This is a genomic window from Clostridium gallinarum, from assembly GCF_014836325.1.
GTDB lineage: Bacteria > Bacillota > Clostridia > Clostridiales > Clostridiaceae > Clostridium > Clostridium gallinarum.
In genome coordinates this window covers 48,757-70,456 of record NZ_JACSQZ010000012.1, presented here as the reverse complement: position 1 = coordinate 70,456, position 21,700 = coordinate 48,757, and the positions used below count along the sequence as shown (strand labels likewise).

25 protein-coding genes and 1 pseudogene are annotated in these 21,700 nt (G+C 28.4%); 1 reads left to right on the top strand and 25 read right to left on the bottom strand.

The window, feature by feature from the left end; translation table 11 throughout:
* Nucleotides 1-336 precede the first annotated feature (336 nt).
* A pseudogene (locus tag H9660_RS05405) lies at nt 337-834 on the bottom strand (FAD-dependent oxidoreductase); the annotation flags it as partial.
* Between H9660_RS05405 and H9660_RS05400 the strand changes: the two are divergent.
* The gene (locus H9660_RS05400) at nt 832-1,107 is read left to right on the top strand and encodes a helix-turn-helix domain-containing protein (protein ID WP_191749306.1); all 276 of its coding nucleotides are present in this window, start codon (nt 832-834) and stop codon (nt 1,105-1,107) included. The pseudogene H9660_RS05405 and the gene H9660_RS05400 overlap by 3 nt on opposite strands.
* A gap of 250 nt (nt 1,108-1,357) precedes the next feature.
* Here the strand turns inward: H9660_RS05400 and H9660_RS05395 are convergent, their stop codons facing one another.
* The 24 genes from H9660_RS05395 to H9660_RS05280 form a co-directional block, all read right to left on the bottom strand.
* A complete protein-coding gene (locus tag H9660_RS05395; protein ID WP_191749304.1) occupies nt 1,358-1,936 on the bottom strand; it encodes an Ltp family lipoprotein in 579 nt (192 codons plus the stop codon).
* Nucleotides 1,937-2,348: 412 nt separating this feature from the next.
* Nucleotides 2,349-2,504 carry a hypothetical protein gene (locus H9660_RS05390; RefSeq protein WP_191749303.1) on the bottom strand — a complete coding sequence of 52 codons (156 nt, stop codon included), beginning with the start codon at nt 2,502-2,504 and terminating at the stop codon, nt 2,349-2,351.
* Nucleotides 2,505-2,528: 24 nt separating this feature from the next.
* Nucleotides 2,529-3,599, bottom strand: coding sequence for a hypothetical protein (locus H9660_RS05385; protein ID WP_191749301.1), 1,071 nt, complete (start codon nt 3,597-3,599; stop codon nt 2,529-2,531).
* A gap of 185 nt (nt 3,600-3,784) precedes the next feature.
* Entirely contained in the window at nt 3,785-4,027 is a 243-nt protein-coding gene (locus H9660_RS05380) for a hypothetical protein (protein WP_191749298.1), read from the bottom strand.
* 139 nt (nt 4,028-4,166) lie between these two features.
* Nucleotides 4,167-5,000, bottom strand: coding sequence for an N-acetylmuramoyl-L-alanine amidase (locus tag H9660_RS05375; RefSeq protein ID WP_191749295.1), 834 nt, complete (start codon nt 4,998-5,000; stop codon nt 4,167-4,169).
* Nucleotides 5,001-5,048: 48 nt separating this feature from the next.
* Nucleotides 5,049-5,471 carry a phage holin family protein gene (locus H9660_RS05370; RefSeq protein WP_191749293.1) on the bottom strand — a complete coding sequence of 141 codons (423 nt, stop codon included), beginning with the start codon at nt 5,469-5,471 and terminating at the stop codon, nt 5,049-5,051.
* A gap of 270 nt (nt 5,472-5,741) precedes the next feature.
* Entirely contained in the window at nt 5,742-8,426 is a 2,685-nt protein-coding gene (locus H9660_RS05365; RefSeq protein ID WP_191749291.1) for a BppU family phage baseplate upper protein, read from the bottom strand.
* Nucleotides 8,416-8,757, bottom strand: a complete 342-nt coding sequence (locus H9660_RS05360; RefSeq protein ID WP_191749289.1) for a hypothetical protein — start codon at nt 8,755-8,757, stop codon at nt 8,416-8,418. Before H9660_RS05360 ends, H9660_RS05365 begins: the two co-directional genes overlap by 11 nt.
* 9 nt (nt 8,758-8,766) lie before the next feature.
* Nucleotides 8,767-11,061 (bottom strand): phage tail spike protein, encoded by a 2,295-nt coding sequence (locus tag H9660_RS05355; protein ID WP_191749287.1) that lies wholly within the window; start codon nt 11,059-11,061, stop codon nt 8,767-8,769.
* Complete coding sequence (locus H9660_RS05350) at nt 11,061-11,753, bottom strand: distal tail protein Dit (RefSeq protein ID WP_191749285.1); 693 nt, start codon at nt 11,751-11,753, stop codon at nt 11,061-11,063. The genes H9660_RS05355 and H9660_RS05350 overlap by 1 nt, the downstream gene beginning before the upstream one ends.
* Nucleotides 11,746-13,851: a phage tail tape measure protein gene (locus H9660_RS05345; protein ID WP_191749283.1), complete on the bottom strand. Its 2,106-nt coding sequence runs from the start codon at nt 13,849-13,851 to the stop codon at nt 11,746-11,748. The genes H9660_RS05350 and H9660_RS05345 overlap by 8 nt, the downstream gene beginning before the upstream one ends.
* A gap of 12 nt (nt 13,852-13,863) precedes the next feature.
* Complete coding sequence (locus H9660_RS05340) at nt 13,864-14,010, bottom strand: hypothetical protein (RefSeq protein ID WP_191749281.1); 147 nt, start codon at nt 14,008-14,010, stop codon at nt 13,864-13,866.
* A gap of 56 nt (nt 14,011-14,066) precedes the next feature.
* Nucleotides 14,067-14,411: a hypothetical protein gene (locus H9660_RS05335; protein WP_191749279.1), complete on the bottom strand. Its 345-nt coding sequence runs from the start codon at nt 14,409-14,411 to the stop codon at nt 14,067-14,069.
* 53 nt (nt 14,412-14,464) lie between these two features.
* The gene (locus tag H9660_RS05330; protein ID WP_191749277.1) at nt 14,465-15,052 is read right to left on the bottom strand and encodes a major tail protein; all 588 of its coding nucleotides are present in this window, start codon (nt 15,050-15,052) and stop codon (nt 14,465-14,467) included.
* Nucleotides 15,045-15,389 carry a tail completion protein gp17 gene (gene gp17 / locus H9660_RS05325; protein ID WP_191749275.1) on the bottom strand — a complete coding sequence of 115 codons (345 nt, stop codon included), beginning with the start codon at nt 15,387-15,389 and terminating at the stop codon, nt 15,045-15,047. Before gp17 ends, H9660_RS05330 begins: the two co-directional genes overlap by 8 nt.
* Entirely contained in the window at nt 15,386-15,775 is a 390-nt protein-coding gene (locus tag H9660_RS05320) for an HK97-gp10 family putative phage morphogenesis protein (protein WP_191749273.1), read from the bottom strand. The genes gp17 and H9660_RS05320 overlap by 4 nt, the downstream gene beginning before the upstream one ends.
* Nucleotides 15,772-16,074 carry a phage head closure protein gene (locus H9660_RS05315; RefSeq protein WP_191749271.1) on the bottom strand — a complete coding sequence of 101 codons (303 nt, stop codon included), beginning with the start codon at nt 16,072-16,074 and terminating at the stop codon, nt 15,772-15,774. The genes H9660_RS05320 and H9660_RS05315 overlap by 4 nt, the downstream gene beginning before the upstream one ends.
* Entirely contained in the window at nt 16,064-16,330 is a 267-nt protein-coding gene (locus H9660_RS05310) for a head-tail connector protein (protein ID WP_191749269.1), read from the bottom strand. Before H9660_RS05310 ends, H9660_RS05315 begins: the two co-directional genes overlap by 11 nt.
* A 24-nt stretch (nt 16,331-16,354) precedes the next feature.
* Entirely contained in the window at nt 16,355-16,471 is a 117-nt protein-coding gene (locus H9660_RS16660; protein WP_423739001.1) for a Rho termination factor N-terminal domain-containing protein, read from the bottom strand.
* Nucleotides 16,472-16,494: 23 nt separating this feature from the next.
* On the bottom strand, nt 16,495-17,700 hold the full coding sequence (locus H9660_RS05300) for a phage major capsid protein (RefSeq protein WP_243190602.1): 1,206 nt from the start codon (nt 17,698-17,700) through the stop codon (nt 16,495-16,497).
* Nucleotides 17,700-18,431: a head maturation protease, ClpP-related gene (locus H9660_RS05295; protein ID WP_191749267.1), complete on the bottom strand. Its 732-nt coding sequence runs from the start codon at nt 18,429-18,431 to the stop codon at nt 17,700-17,702. The genes H9660_RS05300 and H9660_RS05295 overlap by 1 nt, the downstream gene beginning before the upstream one ends.
* Nucleotides 18,431-19,591 carry a phage portal protein gene (locus H9660_RS05290; protein ID WP_191749265.1) on the bottom strand — a complete coding sequence of 387 codons (1,161 nt, stop codon included), beginning with the start codon at nt 19,589-19,591 and terminating at the stop codon, nt 18,431-18,433. Before H9660_RS05290 ends, H9660_RS05295 begins: the two co-directional genes overlap by 1 nt.
* 15 nt (nt 19,592-19,606) lie before the next feature.
* Nucleotides 19,607-21,289 (bottom strand): terminase large subunit, encoded by a 1,683-nt coding sequence (locus tag H9660_RS05285; RefSeq protein ID WP_191749263.1) that lies wholly within the window; start codon nt 21,287-21,289, stop codon nt 19,607-19,609.
* Entirely contained in the window at nt 21,286-21,648 is a 363-nt protein-coding gene (locus H9660_RS05280) for a hypothetical protein (protein WP_191749261.1), read from the bottom strand. The genes H9660_RS05285 and H9660_RS05280 overlap by 4 nt, the downstream gene beginning before the upstream one ends.
* Nucleotides 21,649-21,700 lie beyond the last annotated feature (52 nt).

The window sequence follows — 21,700 nt, the reverse complement described above, 5'->3', positions numbered from 1 at the left end:
ATATTAACTCCTTTATATATACATATATATTATTTTAACATTAATATTAATAATATTCTACTTTTATAATTTATTAATACTTATTTACGAGTATATTATTTAAGATTTATAAGTATTAATATATAGAGGGCTGTCAAAAATACAGCCCTCATTTTATTCTTTAGGAAATTCTATCTATGGACAAGGTGAGATAATTTTATAAGAGTAGTAAAATTCATAGTGTAAGAATTAGAGTTTTATAATTTCCTTCCTTCAGTTTGCAAAGAGATAAACTTTGTATGAGGTTGACTTGGAGCGCATGCGACGGAGCAAGGAATATAATGTTTATCTCTTTTTTTATATAAGTTTTTGACTAAAAACATCATTTAAATTAACTTTTTTAATTCTCTCCTTAATTTCTGTCTTATCTATAGTATATAATCCTAAATCTTTCATTCTCTTAAAATATTCAGCTCCAGCAAATGTATATCTATCTTTTCTACCTTCTCTAGTAGCTGCCTTTTCATTTGCATAAGAAATTATATCACCTATAGCAATGGATGAAGGTAATATTAATAAAGGTATCCCCATAGCTAATCTCACAGCATTATGCCCAGCTAGTGCTCCAGTTGCAATAGCTTCTGTATGCCCAACAAATAGTCCTGATTTTTCACCAGCACAAAAAAGATTATCAACTCCTTGAACTTTTAAATCATTAGTTCTTGGAGCAACCGATAAATATCTTATAGAATTTCCTTTACTTCCTGCATAAGGATCAACATATTTTGCTGATTCTAAGCCCTTAATTTTTCTTAATTTTTTTAATGGATAATAAGTAGTCATAAGCTTTGCATGTTCTATGAGAATAAAAAGACAACATATAAAGAGATATTCAAAACATTTGAAAATACTCAATCTAGTATATATTATAATCTACCCGAGGATAGTCTAAAAGATAAGATTTATAAAGTTCGAATGATTCATGGTCTTACTCAAAGAGAGCTTGCAGTTAAAACAGGAGTTAGTTATTCTTGTATATGTAAATATGAATCTGGGCGTAATATATCTAAAGAAAATAAAGAAAAGATATGTAAGGCATTAAATATTCCACTTGATTATTTATATTGATAAATTATAATATCTATATTTTATATATAGAACACTCTTATTAGTTATAGTTTAATTTATATATTTAAAACTTTAATCTCATATATGTATAACCACAATTTTATTTAGTATATTTATTAGCAATATATGTTTAAAATATAACTCCTTAAATATATCAAGAAACACTATATAAAATACTGTAATCAAAATAAAGGCACCTAGACATTACTCTAAGTGCTCTTTTTTTTTAATTTAAAATAGTTTTTAATTATTACTCTAAATTATCTATAGCATATTGTGCTTCTTCTGGAGTAAACTTTTCTCCATATTCTGATATTAATTGGTCATATATTGCACTTGGAGACATAGCCATAGTATCTTGATATGTTTTTGCTTTTTCTAATGCATTTTTATTCCAATCAGCAACTAAATTGTCTATTGCATATTGTGCAGCTTCTGGAGTGAATTTCTCTCCAAATTCTGATGTTAGTTGCTCATATATTCCCGCCTTAGACATATACATAGTATCACTATATATCTTTGCTTTCTTTAATGCAGACTTATATTCTGTTGGGACACTTTCCTCTTTTTGTGTAGTATCCTCTTTCACTTCAGTACTATTATCTTTTGTAGTTTCTACTGTTGCATTATTTGCCAACTCTTCAGAACTTCCATTTTCTTTGTTATCATTCCCTCCTGAAGCAGCTGCAATAACTATAAAAATTGCGATTATTATAAACCAAGCTCTTTTATATATAGGTTTCTTATTTTTACCTCCACACTCAGGACATCTCTTAGCATCAACAGCTATTTCTTTTGAACAAACTTTGCATTGTTTCATTTTCTTCATAGAAGTACTCCCCCTAAAACATAATTTTTTCATTTTGAATAATAAAATATTTCACTTTTACATTCAAGTTTTTCGACAAACGTTCTAATATTATTATTTTTTTCGACACTCATTTTATTTTAATAATTATTTTCCTTTTTATGTATAAAAAATAATTTTACTGTCTAGAATTAAAATAACAATTAATATTTTATAATCACCAAAAATAACACCTAGCTATAATTAACTAGGTGTTATTTTTATGTTTAATTATGGTGTTTTAGCTCTGTACTTTATGTACGGGAACTTGGGTTTTATTTAATATTACTATTTAATTATAATTTATCCTTATACTGGTAGTCAATAAATTTTGTACAGTTTTTTTACTGTTTTTATATTTAAAAGCACCTGGTGTTATCCAAGTGCTTTGTTTTTATATATATTTTCTTTTAATCATTTCTTTTGTTATATATTTAGTTTGATTCTCAAGAAATTCTGCAATTTTATTTTTTATAGATAGAGGTAAAAAATTAAGCTTTTTAAAAATTATAACACCTATTCTTGTTAGTTTTATTCTTAATATAAACATAAGATATCACCTCCTTATAAAAAACTAATCTTCCTTATCTGAATCTACTGTATCTAAAAATTTTATTGGAATAACATTATCTTTTAAAGAAGAAACTCCATATTCTTTATTATTAATATCTATACATGGATTATCAGCATATAATTTTTTTAAATTAACTTCTAAATTTAATAATTTATTTTGTATATCTTGATTAGAAAAATCAATTTTATTATCAGGAATTACTTCTTTAATTAAACGAATATATTCTCCTCTAGCTTTTATTTCTTTAGAAATTAATTCAATTTTTTTATCTTTATTCTCTAGTTTTTTAGCTTCTATTTCTAACTTAGCTTTAGGACTAAATTGTTCTGAATAAATCTTATACGTAAATGTTAATAATGGTAGCATTACTACTAATGTGTCTACATTTCCTATAAGATCTGCTAAGAATGTACCAGATTCTACTCTTCTAAATTCTAATTTCTCTTTTCCATCTCCAACTATACTATTAACTATATTATATATATTATTAATAGTTGTCATATTTTCAATTAATTTATCTAAAGAATTATCCTCTTTTAAAAGTCTTATTTTTAATGATTTATCATTATTCACTACATTTAATGTAGTACTAATTTTAAAAATTGATTCTATATTAAATTTCATATTTTCATATTCACTTATAGCTTCACTTATGGCACTAATTGTTTCTGAATATAAATCTGCTAATAAATTTTCATCTATATTTCGTAAAAATAAATTTATTTGTTTGCACATTATTAAATATGATTGAGTAAATTTATCTACATTAATCAATTTATAATTTCTATGCAAATTAGATATTTCAAATATTCTATCTGTAAAATCTATATTCCTTAATTCTCTCCTTAAAAGTTTATGATAAGATTTTATTTTAATTTTAACTTCCCTTGAGGCATTGTAAGCTGGGGTATCACTTCCTGTTATATTATTATTTAATACAAATTTCGAAATATCTTCTACAAAAGAAATATCACTACTTATAATCTCCTGTAAGCTAAAAATTTCATTTTCAAATACTTTTATATTTTCATTTAACCTACTTGCTTCTTCATAAAAATCATATAAATTCATAAAATCCTCCTATTATATTTATATTTCATCAAATATATGCTATAATAGAAGTAAATTTACTAGAATATATTTGATGATTAGAACTCGTGTTGATTGGTAGTCAGATTCGAGTTCTTTTTCTTTTATTTTACAATATTTTTGGTAAGTTTGTCTACTTTTACCCTTACTTACCAAACTTAAATAATTTAAATAAAAACATCGCTATAATAAGCATTGATTACAATTTCTTTAAAGTTTTCCTTATCTATATCATCTAATAGATTATGATCTACAATACACTCTATAACTTCATAAATTGAACAATCAACTTCTATAGCTATTTCTCTTAATTCTTCATATTTTTCTTCTGAAAATGAAATGTCAATTCTTTCTTCTTTTACGTGCTTATTTTCAAAATCATTTTTTACAACTGCATACACTCTATCCATCTTCCCCACCTCCTTTTTACAATTTTAATTATAATTTCTTACCAATTTTATATGCAATATTTTCGACAAAACTTACCAATATTCAACATAACAAAAAAGCCTAGCAAGTAAGGATATTCCCTACCTACTAGGCTTAACACTATAACTTACCTATAAACTTTAATACTTCTTTTACAGTATCATATCTATCATTTCCAGCTATACATTTAGTAGTATATCCACTAAACCCAACTTGACCATTTACACCTTTATTAGGATTATCTCCACCTACTGCAATTATATTTTCTGCTACTCCATCATAATTAAAAGGTAATGTTGCATCTATGCACGGACATTGTAAATAATCAGCTAAATACTCTGCTGCTCTCTTATCTACTTGGTTACAATAACATACTAAATATTTCATATCGTATTTTCTCTCCTCTACTACATTATTTATTTTTTTATTACTAATAGCTTCTGCTATAACTTGACCTATCTTATCTGGACCTAACTTTTTATATAAAGCAACATCTTCTGTAGCTTCTACAAAACATACTTCTACAATTACTGCTGGCATTTTAGTATTTTTTAACTCATATAAAACTTGGCTCTCTTTAACTCCTCTATTTTTAAATCCTAAACCAGATATTGAATCTACTATTCTTTGAGCGTAAACTTCATCATTAAAATTATCAGTTTTTGAATATACCCATGTTTCAGTTCCTATTGCTCCATTATAGGAATTATAGGCTTTATTAAAATGAATAGATATAAATAAATCTGCTCCCCAGTTATTTGCTCTGCTTACCCCATAAACAAGATCACTATCACTATCCATATTTCCTGGTGTAACATCTAAAACACTATGACCTAGTTGTTGTAAATATTTAACAACACTATCTTTGACTTTTCTATCTTCTGTTGTTTCGTCTATTAAGGCACTTGCTCCCTTTGCTTGGAAGTTGTGTCCTCCTCTTACTGCTATTTTCATATTATCATCCTTTCATTAATTTATTTTTAATATAAAAAAGAAGCAAGATTACTCCTGCTCCTTAATTTCCTTCTTTTCGCCATCTTTTAATTGTGCTAATGCATCTTTTAATTTATCTGGTATAGGTAACCCTAATCCAGCACAATTTTCTAATAAGCTTATACCTTCATTTGCTATATAGAAATAACAAATCAATGTTCTAAATACCCAACTACCAGTATTCAATAGTCTATCTAAAAGTACAGCTACAATAAGAACTATAAAAATCACAGCTTTTCTAGCTATCCCTTTAAGTCCTACATCAGAGCTAACCTCTTTATTAATATAAGCTCTTAAAAGTCCTGTAACATAATCGAAGAGCATAAATAAAATTAACACTATTATTGCAGTATCCCATGTACCTAATAACCATGTCAGCAACGTTCCTCCCCCCGCAACTAAGTATTTAAAATAGTTTAATACATTTTGCATTTTCTTTTACCTTCTTTCTTATTTTTATATAAAAAAGAGCCTACATCTGTAAGCTCTTTATTGACATAATACTTGTCTTTAAACTAATATCTTTATTGGAGTTAACTATTATTTTACCGGCTAGGATATTACATACTGTTTTTGCCTAGCTGGTATTTTTTTATTTCAAACTGTAAATTTTTAGATTTCTTCGCTTAAGTAATCAAAGATAAATTTAAGCAATAAAAAAAGACTAGCTTTCACTACTCTTGAAATTCTCATTATTCTATTCTAAATTAACCTAAATTTAATCCACCCTTTATCAGCAGCAGTTAATTTGACTCCCAAGCTAGATGAATAATTATCTATACTTACATTACTAGAATCTATTACCTCAACTTTTTTATTTATATCTTCTTTATCAATTTTAAAGAAAGTATTTGAACTACTTTTATCAAAGTCAGCTATATAAATATCATCAACTTTATAAGCTCTCATACTACCTTCACACTCGTATTTTTTATTAAAACTATAAATACAGTTATAGGAGAAAGTATCACCTTGATTGAAATCTGTTCGTTTATTTTCAAAGTTCTTTAAGTATGCCTTAGAACCACTTACATGTCCTATTCCAGTATCATCATCAAAATACCTTAAATCATTTATATCAACTTCTTTTTCTTTATATGCTACAACATAACCATTATCATGTTCGCATACAAACCTATCTACTTTTGCTCCATCTGATTTTGTTCCTGTTCTATAAGTATTAGGGAATTCTGTAATGATTGTTGGGTTTAAATCTCCACCAAAAGAAATATTTTTATATGGGTTTGCAAGTCCGCTTATTTGTGGCCCTGCGTATGTTCTAAATACAACATCTTCGTTACATAAAATAGTCACCATTGCCCTTATAGTTCTAGGAGTTATTGTATATGTTAAAAATTCAGTTATAACCCCCCTAAAACCTTCCCCTGTTTCTAAATTAATAACATTAGAACTAGCTACATTTGTTTTAGCTTCTAATACGATACAATCTATATTAGAATATACACCATCATCCACTATTTCGTTATTATCTATATAACATTTTTTAAATTCTGGATATGCAGTTCTAAAACCTGCCCCACTATTAGTACCATGGTTTCCACCTGTGGTTATCATAGAAGTATTCACAGTATTATTTTTTGCACTAAAATTATATGGACTAATCCAATCTGTACTTATAGCTTGAAACAACTCCAAGTCATAAAACTCAACACTATCTATAGGTTGAAAATATATTGCTGTCGGATGCAAAACTTCGTTTATACCCAGACTACTGAACTTCCAAACTATATTTTTTTCATCATCATAAGGTGACTTTATAAAATAATTATCTCCTTTTTTACTTAAAGTCATCTTTGTTTTATCTACATCATTATCCGTTTTATAAATATAACAACTCTCATCTATTATAGTGCTATATCCATATGAATTTGTACTATTCATGGTATAACTTTCAGATTTTAATTCATTATAATCTATAGTTATTGATAGTACTATATCTGTTTTAGGTGCAGTTATTATTCTTGTACATATTGTATCAGTTGGTGCATCTAAATGAGCATTATATCTACTAAAAACTTGCACAATATTTGAAAAGTCCTTACTAATTTCTTGTAAGTATATAGCATACTCTGGCTCTCCCCAAGCAGTAGTTCCATTTCCTATCCAGTCAATTTTATAATATTTATCTTTTTTAGCATTTATAACTTTTACATCTAAAATACCCATTTTTACTTCATCTTTAAGTGGTAAAAATTCACCATTTCTATCAACTGTTTTAAATGGATACTCTTTACCTTTATTAATAAAAATAGAATTTATTACTTCTCCATTTGTCATAACATAACAACTTTCATCTATTATAGATGAATAACCAAGAGTTTTATCATCTAAATTATATCTATCTGCAGTTAGTACAGAAAAATCTATTGTTATATTTACTGTTATATCTTCTATATCATTTCTAAATATCCAAGTTACTATTCCATTTGGCTTCTCTTTATAATTACCTATCCTGCTAATTATAGCTTTTATACTAGCATTGCTATCACTTGAAAAGCTTACTTTATCATGTTCGTAAACAATAATTCCATAGTATGGATCTCCCCATGCTGTAGTTCCATTTCCTATATATTGTATTCGATAAATCTTACCTTTTTTAGCTCCAATTACTTTTACATCTAATATAGCCTTTTTTAAAATCTCATTTATCTGTGTTATTTCATTATTCCTTGTAACTGCTTTCAATGGATAATCTATTCCTCTATTATTTTCTAACCCCTTGGCATCAGTAATAGTTCCACCACTAATAAAATTCAACACTTCCTCAGATAAATCTTGCTTTTCAACTTTATATCCAGCTTCACGTAATGCTCCAAGTGGATTTGCAGCTTTTCCTAAAGCTTGTGAACTCTTGTCATCAATTTGTTCCAAATGCGAATTAACTTCTGCTATATCTCCCTTAGTAGCAGCACCACCTTTTTCTATTAATTGTTCGGTTTCTGCTTTAACTTGCCCTGCTTCTTCTATTTTATCTTGTAGATTTTCTAGTATAGTAACTGTATTAGAACTTTCTACTGCTCCTTTAATTACACTTCCTACAACTTCTATATAAAAAGAAAAAGTAGTATTCTGCTTACTACTTTCTGTTAAAACTACCTCTATTTCTGTTTTCCCAGCTACTCTTGTAAAATCTTTTACTAAATTAGCTATAAACTTATTTTTTTCTTTAGATATATCTGTATTCTGTATTATATAAGTCTTATCTGCCTTTAAGGCTTGTATAGATATAGAACAATTAGTTAGATCTTTAGCTAACCCATTTTCATAAATATTAGCTTCTAAAATTAAATCATCATTCTGTTTACATTTAGAATTAATAAAAATTTCTTTAGATGTATCTAAATTAACTAATATTTTACTTGCCATCTATTTTCACCTCACTTATAGATCTTGTTATAAGATTTTCTAATTTATCTAATCTATTTTTCAATTCTTCATTCTCTTTTTTCAAATCATTATAATCCTCTATACCAGGAACTTTTTCTATTATAATTTCATCTTTAGCGGGAATTCCATCAACTACTTCAAATTCTTTAGTTTCTAAATCATATCTTAAGTTGTAGCCATTTATATTATTTTCTATATCTAATGCAGCGTAGCAAGTAGGAAAATAGTTATCAGGTAATTCATTTTCAGATTCAATTTTTAAGATTTGCTCTACCATATTTGTTTCTTTATTTATAAATATCTTTTGCATAAATACCTCCTATTTTTCTACCCAAGCACTCCAATTAGCCCCATTATTGGTAGTTGCTCTAGTAAATAGTCTTCCTGTTCCTATTTCTATTACTAATTGTGCTCCATCCGCTATATCTGCATTCCCCCATTTTATATTAAGCATAACTCCATAATTGCAAGGTGCTCCATTTGTTCCACTACCAAAAGCGTACCATCCACTCTCATAACTTACATTTAAGTTAGATACTCTTTTAGCTATTTTTTGAATAGTTCCACACCAACCTTCATTCATATATCGACCAGTATTATCACCTACAAAAATATCACTAACCCCTGTAATTTTATTATTAGTTAAGTTTAAACTTTTATATAGAAATGCCTGTATCCCATTGCTTACAGTTTCATCTATTTCAATAACCTTAATCTTTTCAGAACCATTTTTATAGCCTAATATTACTCCATTATCTCCAAACACACACAAATGACCACTTGTAGAGTTATAGACTTCATGCCAGTTATTTTTATCGGTATCATTACTTTCTAACCAAAATTTCTTACCACTTATCAATAAAACATTCTCTAAAAGTTGTATTCCTTTAAAGTTTTTCATGTTTTCATGTTCTATTCTAGTAATTCTTAGCTTAGGGCTATAACTTACAGTTCCATCGAAATTTTCACTTTCAGTTGTTGTTATTTCTACATAGTCACCATTTTTTAGATTAGTTAGTGTAACACCGTTTATATTTGTATCAGAAGGTAGATAAGATGCTCTTAATCCTCCTACATTTTCTCCGCTTGTAGTAAGACTTAATCCCCCACGATCTAATTGAACGCCATATCCATTTAAAATATTTATCATCTTTCCTATAAATGTTAAATCTATTCCATCAAAAGCAAGATTTCCATTTGCAAAATCAAATGTTCCATTATCAAGATTTAACCAACTAACTCCATTTCTACTCATTAGAATTCCAGCTATTATGCAATCTGCTATAAAACCTTGTCCAGTACCAAAAGTTCTAAAATCCCATTCTGTAGTCCCTGGTTTAAAACTACTTGCTATTTCAAATCCAGATGTACCGATACAGAGACACCCAAAAGTGGGACTTCCTTCTACTTTATCTTCAAAAAGCATAGCTCTAACATCTTGTGGTTGAGCTATATCTTTAAGTGCTTTAAATTGAGTTTGAATAGCATTAATAACGCCTTGTATTTCTCCTGCATTAACAGTTCCATTACTGTTAGTTATCTTATTTACAGTTGCTTGTATATCAGCCTGCTCATTAAAAAAATTATCTACTGCATTCCCTAATTCTATAGAAATATATTCTCCTGTTATTAAGTCTCTTTCATAGTCAATAACTCTTGCTTTAACATCTATAGCCAAATGAGGAATATAACAAGTTACTGTATCACCCTTATTTACATTTACAAGCATTTTAAAATTCTTATACTCCGTAGTATTTGCTAAATTAATCATATCAATTTTATAATTTACTGCAGGTTTATCAATTCCATTTTCATAAAGCAAATTACATTGTTTAATTAATTCTTCTCTAGCTTCTTCTATAGTGTTAAATCCTTCTTCATCATCTGAATTTTCTTTTACTTTTATATCTGAAAATTCAATAACTCTCATTTTAGGTTGAGTATATTTATTTATTAAAGGACTGTCTACCCAAGGGGTAATTCCTTCTAACATAATTCCATTAAATCCAACTGGTATTATCCTAGTAACTACATTTTCAATATTTATATCTTCTTCTATTTCATTTAGATTATACCCAAATTCAACTCTTACCCCATTATCAGAGCCTATTCTATCATTGATATAAACATCAAAGTTTTCACAATAAAATTCTCCACCCCATCTGTTTAAGAAAGAGTTTTCATCATCGCTAAGTAAAGCTTCTACTATATTTTTTCTGATATAATATGAAGTGCTTACCGTAGTTAAATTACTATGTCCTGTAAATGGTGTATCCTGCAAAATTATATTTAAAGCTTCTTCTCCTAACTTATTTGTAGGTCTTACATCCAGCAAAACTTTATCTGCTAAGTCATAAAAAATAGGTCTTGCATAAGCTGTTACACTATACAAAGACCTAACTACATTATAAATTCTATAAAGTTTTTTCTTTCCATTCTCTTCTGCTGCAATTACATTTTCATATTCAATGTATTTCCATCTACCTTCTTCATCTAAAAAATGTTCTAAAGTCAATTCTTTTTCACTATCTTTATAAATACAAGAAGTAGGATTTAATGTTATATTCCCATTACCTTTATAATTGGTATTACTTTTTAAATATATTTCTATCATTATAAGCACCTCCAATTAGGCAAGATATAAATTTTAAATCCATTTGTCCAACTAAAAGTATTTTCACCCTCTAATAAATACATATCTTCATATTTTCCTTCTAAAGCTACATTATTAATTATTCCTTCTCTATAACATAAGCCTTTATCAGTATCTATTATTAATTCTTGTCCTACATTAGCTTTAATAACTTTATTGTTTATATTAAGAGTTAAATAACCTTCCCCTACAATTCTATAAATAGGCTTACAAACTAAATAATTATTATATAAAGTTGTACTTAATTCTATTTCTTCTTCATCTATATAAACATAAGGTTCACAAGTAAATGTAACATCAAATTTTCCTAATTGTTTCATAATTCTTTCTGGAGTATCAATAGTAACTTTATTAACTTTATAATAAACTTCTAAATCATCACTAAACTTCAATTTATTATTCACTTCACTTAATAACCATTGTTTTATTACTCTAAAGTCTTTATTCCAATCAGAAGATTTCTTAGATAAAAAATTAAAAGGAACTTTAATTGGAATATCTTTATATCCTTTTTCTCTATATAAAGTCTTTCCACCAGGAACTTTTACTTCTTCATATTCCATTTCTGGAGCAGGTTTAGAAGGTCTACTAGCTACTAATAAATTAACATCTAAGTTAGTGTTATTATTATATAAAACAAAATATTTAGCCAAAAGTTAGACCTCCTTTCCCTTTTCTATAATTAGTAGTACCTCTTGTTATTTCTTTTTTTACTTCACTTGTAACCGCTTTACCAATAGCTTTGTTATCCATATTATTAGCAACATTAACTACAACATAAATAGGTTGAGTGGTTTGTTCCTCCCTTACTATATTCCTAACATTTTGATACATACTATCTAAAGGAATTACCGCTTCTGCGTTTGATCCAGTTCCTTTATAAGCATCTCCTACACCTATTCCCCCTAATATTGTAGGTTTTGTGAAAATAGCTCCTGTATGGTACCAATCTACATTCAATTTAGGGACACTAGGAGGTTTCAAACTGAATGATCCACTTAAACTAAAATGAGGTAGTTTAATATGAGGTAGTTTTATTTCTGGTAAACTCAAATTCGAAAAAAAGTTTTTTATAGAGCCTAGCCCATTGCTTACAGTTGTTTTCATCCTTCCTAAAGCACCACCTGTTGCAGAATCCATCGCATTAAAAGCGGTACTCCATCCAGTTTTGTATACTTCACAGTAAGTTCCTATAATTCCTTTTATACCTCCGCCATTTTCCTCTATTTTAGACTTAATATTCCCCCAAACTTGTGATGTTTTATCTTTTATAGAATTCCATGATTCCGATGTTTTATCTTTTATGCCTTGCCATTTCTCCCCTAACCAATTACCTAGTTGTGTAGCCTTCTCCTTTATTACATCCCAATTTTGCCAAAGTAAAACCCCTATAGCAATTACTGCTGTTATTGCTGCTATTACTAACCCTATTGGTCCTGTTAAAATAGTGAAAGCAGTTGCCAAAGCTCCAATTGCAGGAGTTGCCGCTGCTGCTCCTGTAGTTACTACTGCTATTGCTCCGCTTATAGTGCTAAATACTGTTATAGCTGTACCAACTATAGAAACAATTCCTCCTATCACAGATATTACAGGCCCTACTGCTGCTAAAAATAGTCCTATAGTTATTATATTTTTTTGAGTTTCACTATCTAAATTGTTAAAAGTTCCAACTACTTTAGAGGTTAGTTCAGTAATTGTTGTTAAAATAGGCGTTAATTTTTCACCTAATTCAGCAACTTTATTTTTTAATTCTTCTTGAGATTGAGCATTTTTAATCATTTGTTCATTATTTTTCTGATATTCTTCATTTAAGTTTGCAAGTCCATTTTTAGCTAAAATATCTAACGCATATTGTTGAGCTGTTCCGTTTACAGTAGCTTCTTGAAGTCCTAGGTTAAAATCATCTAAATTTACTCCTAATCTTTCTAATAATTCCCCATATTGACCTGTTGCTTCACCAGTTGCTAAAGTTTCCTGTAAACTATCCGCTAAACTTTCTATTTTTAAAGTATCTGGAAATTTAACAATAGCACCACTTAAATTATCTACCGCTTGTTGCATTTGAGTTTGAGTAAGCCCTGAATTTAATAAATTAGATAAAGCTTCAATACTACTATCGGTTTCTCCTGTTATTGCGCTTAAATAAGTAAACTGTTTGCTAGTTTCTTCTATGCTTAATCCTGCACTATTTACATTAGCTTCTAATTTAGACATATCCATTCTCAACTCTTGAGTTCCTTTAGTTAAAAGTGCAAATGCAGCAGTTAAAGGTGCTGTTATTTTTGTACTAAAACTTCCTCCAATACTTGATATTTTCCCACCTAAATCCTTAACCTTACTACCTACAGATTCTAAATTCTTAGATACTTTATTCCACTTATTAGATTGTAACTCTAATTCAGCGTTAGTCTTATCTAATTCATTTTCTAAATTATTATAATATTTAATTTGATTATTTAACTTTATAGCTAAGTTTTCTGCTTCTTTAGAATTTTCTCCAGTAGCTTTAACTTGATTATCATAAGATTTTTTTAAAGTATCTATTTTAGCCTTTTGAATTTCCATAGCCTTATTTAGATATTCTTGTTTGTTTTTTAATTGGTCAGTTTCACTTCCAAATTGTTTTAATTTATTGGAAGTTGCACCAAATTCACTTTTTAATAAATTCATAGATCTATTCATACTTGTTATACCTTTATCAAATTCTTGACTATCCATAGACCATTTAATAACCAATTCATCTACTGCCAAAATATCACCTCCTTAAAGAGAAATCGTATCTCCATAAACTTCCTCTTTATTTACTTCTTGATTATGTATTTTGTAATGAACTTTTAATAAAGATTGAAGTTTTCTATGAGTACAATTCCAAAATTCTTCCTCGCTCATTCTAAGTTCTATAGTTGCCATATAATAAAGCCACTCCCAATCAAAAGTTTTATATTCCTCTTCATTGTTTGTGGCATCTATTCCCCCACTTCTTCTTTATCTGGCATAGATAAAGTTAATGCTTTATCTATTTGTTGCATTAGATATTCCGCTTTCTTTGTATCTCTCATAACATCTGTAAGTAAATCCCCAACTTCTAACAATGTTATATCTTCATATCTTGGTTTGATTGCTGAATAAATTAATGCTCTTATAGCTTTTAATCTTCCTTTTCCAGAATCTATAGCTTTTATAGCTATATCAAAATCTCCATAAACTTCATCTAATTCACACATACAGTTAAAATCAAATGCGATATTGAATGTTCTACCACTTAATTCTAAAGGTACTAAAATAGTTTTTAAATCTCTTACTCTCATCATTTCACCTCATTTTACTAAAATAAAAGACTAGGGTTTTCTACCCTAGTCAAGTATTATCCTGCTGCTGTTGGACTTTGTGCTTTTGTTGTAGGCACTTCTGTAAACCACTTTTTCTCTTTTTCTTTATTGGCAGTTTTCCCATTCATATCTAATTCAGCTACATGAGTATTTAATTGTTTATTTTTATAACATTTAAATGGAATTTCTACACTTTGTATTTTAGGTTTCCCTTCCGCTGTTTCTGCCTTTTCATTAGGATATTCAAAAACAACATCATAGTACCAAGCATATTTATTTTTTCCACCAGTTGTAGGCATTTGAAAACCTAAAGCATGATGTTTAACTTCTACCTCTCCTGGTGGGAAATAAACACCATCTTTATCTATTTCTCCTCCGAACATCTTTAGTTTTGTTTCTGGAGTTAAGTAGTTTAAAGTTACCTTTCCTGTTCTTTCTACAGTTCCATAAACTGTTTCTTCAACTTCATCATCTGAATAAACATCTTCTGAATCTGACTTTGTTTCTATTTCAATAGAAATTAATCTTTCTGCCTTTTCAGGACTTCCAGCTGCATATGATTCACTTGTGTTACTTGTAATTTCAGCTAAATGAAAATTCTTAGCTCCTTTTATTCTAGTCAATTAATTCACTCTCCTTTTCTTCATAAAAATAGCACCTAAAAGCAATATGAAATATTTTTGTATCATTCTCATATAAATCTTGATACGTAACATCTTCAAATTTACTTTTAAGTGCTTGTTTAATATTTTTTTTTAATTGAGTTACATCATTCTTAGACCATAGATCTATTTGTAATGAATGTACCTCCGTTTCATTTTCACCATCTGAATAATCATCATCCATATTGTTTAGTTCAAAAAAAGTAATATAAGTTGAATTAGAACCACTATACACTCTATAGCGCACATCCAAACCTAAAGGTCTTAGTGTATCTATGATTAATTTATTTATACTCAAAGTTCTAACCCCTCCTTTAAAACTTTATGTGTAACTTCTAATGCTTCTTTTCTTTTTCTTTCAAATGCAGGTCTCATAAAAGGTCTTGCTGGTTGTCCTCTTGAAGTTCCATATTCATAAAACTTTAAATAGAAAGCTTCAGAATTATCTTCCTTACTAACTCCAACTTTAACAACTTTAATACCTTTTTCTTTACTAACTTTTGATACCTTTAAAAACTTTTTAGATTTACCTGTTCTTATTGGTGCATTTTTTAATAATTCTTTATTGATTACTTCTGCTCCAGCTATTAAAGCTTTATTTTCTAAAGTAGCGCCTTTTCTTCCCATATCTTTTAATCTTTCTTGAAGTTTATCTATATCTGAAAAATCCAATTCAACACTCATACTAATCCTTCTTTCAAAGCACAATGTAATTCTATATCTTCTGAATTAGTTTTATAAGTTCTTACAACTTTATAAGTTTCATTCTCATAAATTATATATTGTTCTTTTTCATAATCAATTTGTTTTACTTCAAATATTATCTTTATTTCATTTCCATTTTGACTAGATTGATAGTATTCATTTGTAGTTACTGATTTCTCATTACAAAAAACTTCTCTAGTTATAAAAGTTTTATCTTCTACACCATTATCATTAGCTATAACTGATAAAGTTGCTAGTTCTAAAATATCACACCACATTATAATCACCACATAAACTTAGACTTTGTTTAAGTAAATCATATGACTTTTGATATTTTTCACCATCTTTATTATCTAATCCAAAATTCGCTTTACAATATAATATAATAGCTCTTTGAATTATAGGATCTGTTAACTCTACTTTCCTTACTCCACTTATAGATAAATCTATCTTACAAGCTTCTATTAAATCATTTATTTCATCGTCCAATTTTGAATTTTTTATTCTTAAACTTAATTTTACTTTATCTATCATATAATTCACCTCAAATAAAAGCACTTATATACTTCTAAGTGCTTCAATAAGTTGAGTTTTATTCATACTAGAATATCCAATAACATTATTTTCTTTTGCTATTTGCTTAAGTTCAGCAACCGTATTATTCGAATAATCTATTTTTGAATATAATTTAGCTTTAATTAAGCGTTTTTTTTAGTTATAGTTACTAATGAATTTTTGTCTACAACTTTACCATCAGCTAACATTAAAGCTTTAGTTACTAGATCATCAGTATCATTATCTTCATATCTCTTTATAGTCATATTTAAATTTGTATTAAGTACGTAGTCAGAAGGATTAAATAAGAATGCTATTATTTTATCTGCTTCAACAGTATCAGCATATGAATCCATATAGTCATTTAATACTACTCTTCTTCCTAATAAACTTCTATCAGCCTGTCCGTTGATTCCATAATTTACTCTTGCAATAGGTTGTCCATTTGTATCAACCATTCCTACAAATGACATAAATGTCTTTTTAGTCATAAACCATACTGCTCCATTTTCATAAGCTAACGGTAATACTGATTCTGCTTTTATTAAAGTTTGATATTCTAACTTTCCAGTTGCTGCAACATCAACATTTTGACCTTCTACAACATCTTCTTTTAATATTCCTTTTGGTTGTCCAGAACCACTACCACTTATAATAGCTAATTCTAAAGCTTTAGTCATAGCTTCAACTACATTATTTATAAAAGTAGTTTCAAATACCGGTAAAGCCATAGTATCTACTTCTAATGAATTCGATATAGCACATCTTAATTTATGATAAGCAAATGTTATTGATCCAGTAGTTTTCTTTTGCTTATCTGATGTTGCTCCTTCAGCTACCCAAGTTGCAGTTGGTTTTACAGTTGAAGTAGGAATAGTTAATCCACCTTTATAAGATGTTCTAGTAACTAAAGGAAGTATCATTCCTGTAGCTTCCATCTTCTCAATTATTTTTGATAATACTGTTTCAGGTATCATTTCCCCTACATCTGTAGTTTTTGTTGGTCCTGCTGCATTTTTAAATTCTCCAGGTATTGATATACCCTTTGTTACATAATTCATAAATGCTTTTCTATATTCAGTTGTATTAGAAAAATCTTCTCCAACTATTTCTCCTATTTTATTTTCCTCTCTATTTACTGGTGCTTTTGGACTAACTGTATTTTTGTCTTTTAGTGAGTTAATATTTGCTTGGAGTGTATTTATTTCATCACACTCATTTTCAAATTTTTCAATTTCTTTTAATTTTTCCTTAACTCCTTTTGTATCATTTGCATCAAGCAATTCTTGAGAATCCTTTAATAGTTGATCATATTTTGCTTGTTGTTCTTTATTCATTTTTGTTTTCATTATCTACACCTCTTTTTATTTATTTCATTTTGTAATATTTTTTTTTCTAAAAATAAAAAATCATCCTTATTACTTTGAACTGGATGATTTTCTCTAGGTTCATAGTTTTTAAATTTTGCTAATAAGTTATTATCTAACTTCCCTATGCTATTACAAAAAGTAATAGCATTATTTTTTAATGAATTAAGTAAACTTTTGTCTACTTTATCATCAGAATACATTATTTCATCTATTAACCCCATTTCTAAAGCTTCATCAGCAGTAAGCCAAGTTTCTTTATCCATAAGATTATATGCTTCCTCTTCTGACATTCCAGTTTTTAATATATAAGCATTAGCTATAGTTTTATTAGCTTTCTTTAATATTTCTACAGTATGCTCCATATCTCTATAATCTCCACTTGTTGATGTAGATACATTATGTATCATTATTTCAGCTAAAGGAGACATTTTACACTTGCCTGCCATAGCTATAACACTTGCTATGCTTGCACATAAACCATGTATTTCTATTGTTACTTCTCCACTGTAACTTTTCAATTCATTATATATTTCACATCCTGCAAATACATCACCGCCACCACTATTTATTTTAATAGTTACTGGTTGACCATTAGCATTTTTTAAAGCTCTTGTTACTTGTTTAGGTGATGTTGCTTGGATTCCATACCAATCATAAAGCCATTCATTTCCACTTTGAACTACTTCACCTTTTACATCAATATAAACCATTATTCTTCTTCACCTCCTTCCCCAATAGCTATAGTATCTAATCTTCTTAAAGGTTTATCACCATCTGCAACTGGCGGTAAATTTAAAACTTCCCTCCACTCATTTGGTGTCATTGCCCCTCTATCTACCATAGCTTGTAATCCTAATTTAGTTGACATAGAAGCATATTGAAGATTATTAGCTGAATAAATTATTTTATTACCATATCCTCTTTCTCTTCTAGTGAACAACTTTCTAGTATCTTCATTACTCCATTGCATAGCTAAAGGTTCTATTTCACTTTCATAGTAAGAATTCCATTCATCTTCATTATATTTACTTTGAACTATCTTTTCATTTGTATTAAAGAAAGAGTAAATTCTTTGAGTTGTTCTATCTATTACTGCTGCATTTGGAACATAATCTTTTGGATCTATTTGTATAGCATCTGCTTTACTATCTATTCCAGCTGCTCCCCCACTATTTTCTATATTTAAAAAAGTTTCAGTAAAATCATCTGTTTGAGATTTTATATCTTCTTTTCTCATATTGGTATTAAATTTTAATAACCATTTTATTATTCCGCTATTTTTTATAGCTTTAACTATGCCTTGGTCTGTAGTGCTTACTATATCCATTAATGGTAATAAAGCTTCTCTAGGACTATCTCCAAATATATCATTCTCATTTATATCTTGTCTTAAATGAATTATATCTGTATATGGATAAGTTACTACTACACCATTTCTATTAGTAAACTTCAAAAATAACTCACCATACGAATTATAGATAGCTTCAACTCCAACACATGGAATATTATACATTTCCATAGGATAGCCATTTTCATCTCTTACTAATAAAGCAAATGCATTATTATTTAAAGCCAATTGAGTAGCCATTTTTTCTCTAAATACTTGCCCTGACATATACGGATTAGGTTCTTCATATAAAAATCTTATATACGGTTCTGGATTAACTTTAAATCCCTCCATACTGTTATTCCTTATATGTTGTGGTATTAATTTCCCTATAGCTTTAACCTTCGGTCTTATACAAGCTCTAACTACATCACTTTTATAAATACTTCCATTCCAAGCATAAAACCCATTACCTCTATCTTCTATCATTTCAAATCTTGTTTTAGGAATACTTCTATTGAAAAACCTACTTATTATCCCCATTTTTTCACCCCCTTTCTATATTACAGACATATATCCTTCGTAAACTCTTTCTAGTTGAACATATGCATTTAAAAGTGATGCTAACCCATCTATTCTTCTCCGTTGATTAGATGTTTTTATAGGTTGTATATTATCATTTTTATCAAAATCTACTGCGGTATTAGTTAAACACCACTTAAGAATAGGGTTATTATTATAATTAATAACTTTCTTTTCTAAATCTGCTCCTAACGCTTTCATAGGACCACTCAAAGTTTTCTTACCTTGATATACAGGTTCCCAAGTTTCTTTTCCGAAAATACCTTTCATTTCTTGAACCCAATATTCAGCACTCCACGCATCATAACCACCACTATAAATGTATATATCATATTCATTTTGAATTTCTAAAAACCATTCCGTAACAAAAGTTTTATCAACTCTATTCCCCGGGGTTGTTCTTAGCAAACCTAAATCCCTCCAAATATCATAAGGAATTTTATCTTCTTGAACTCTTTTTTCTAATAAATCTTCCGGTAAAAAATACATTTGCATAACGTAAATAGTATCATCATTGGGAACTTTAAATATTATAGTTGCACAAGTTAAATCTGTTGTGCTTGATAAATCTGCTCCACCTATTCCATATCTAGGTTTTAACTTTTCTATATCAAATGTATTAATATTATTTATTTGTTCAAAGTTCAACCAAGCTTCACTAGAAGTTTCTCTTATATTGAATTCTTTACATAATAAATTCTTGACTAATAAAGGATTCTTTTTAGCTTTTTCAACTTTTTCCTTTAATGTTCTAGAATTTTTTATTGTTCCTAATCCCGGATTAGCTTTTTGCCAGCATTCTTCTTTTATCCATTCTGACCTATTATCTAATTCATATATAAAATAAATACTTCTTTCATCTTTATATCCATTTTCATCATCATATCCATTTATCAACATTTCTGCTTCATCATATTTCATATCATAAATATCTTCTCTTATTGTACCTGCAGTAGTAGTTACAAAAATTAAAGGTTGTTCTCTAGCAGTAACACCATCAGCTATAATATCATATAAAGCTTTACCATTTTTCCATTGATGTATTTCGTCCATTAATGCTCCATGAACATTTAAACCATCTAAACTATCGCTATCACTCGCTAATGGTTTAAAAACCCCATCATTAAATTCACTATCCATTTCAGAAACTAATGTTTTAATTCTTTTTCTTAAAGTTGGTGACTTCTTAACCATCCTTTTAGATTCCTGCCATATAATTTTAGCTTGATCCTTTTTAGTGGCTACACTATACACTTCCGGACCCGCTTCTCCATCTCCAACTTGTAGATATAATCCAACGCATGAAGATAATAATGATTTCCCATTTTTCTTTGCTATTATCAATTCCGCGAATTGATATTTTCTAATACCTTCTATGTTTATAAACCCAAAAATAGTAGCTAACATGGCTTTTTCCCATAATTCTAAAATAACCGGTTTACCACCCATTTTACCTTTAGAATGTCTACAGAAATTTTCAATAAATTCAATTATATGATTCCCTCTCTTATGAGAATAAAAAAACTCTCCAGGATTATTTAAGTCATTAATAACTTTTTTATAAGTCCTGTAGAGTTTATTACAAACTACTATTTCTTTATTTTCAATTTGATTCCAATATTCTAATATAGGATTATAATCATCTGGATATTTTATCATACATCCTCACGTCCATATATAAATTCATTAAAACCATCATCATCTTCTTTTTTATCTTCTATTGTTTTTGGCAGTAAATCTGTTAATTGTTTTAATCCTTTTTGATATGAAGTATTCATAGTGTTATATAAATCAGCTACTGGTCTTTTCCTTTCATATGGAGCCTGTTTTTCTCCTTGCTGAAACAATTCCACAAAACCATTTTGATCTAGGTCTTTTTCAAAATCTTCTAAGGTTACTCGTAAATAAGCTAACCTTTGGATTAACCCTATAACTGTTTCTTTCTTTTTATCTTCTATATTTTTATAAATCTTTTTAAGTCTATTTTCTTCTTTCTTAATCCTTTTATCTTTCTCCATTTACTTTCACCTTCTTTCAAAAATAGATACTTTTTAGGGGAGGGGGTACTGT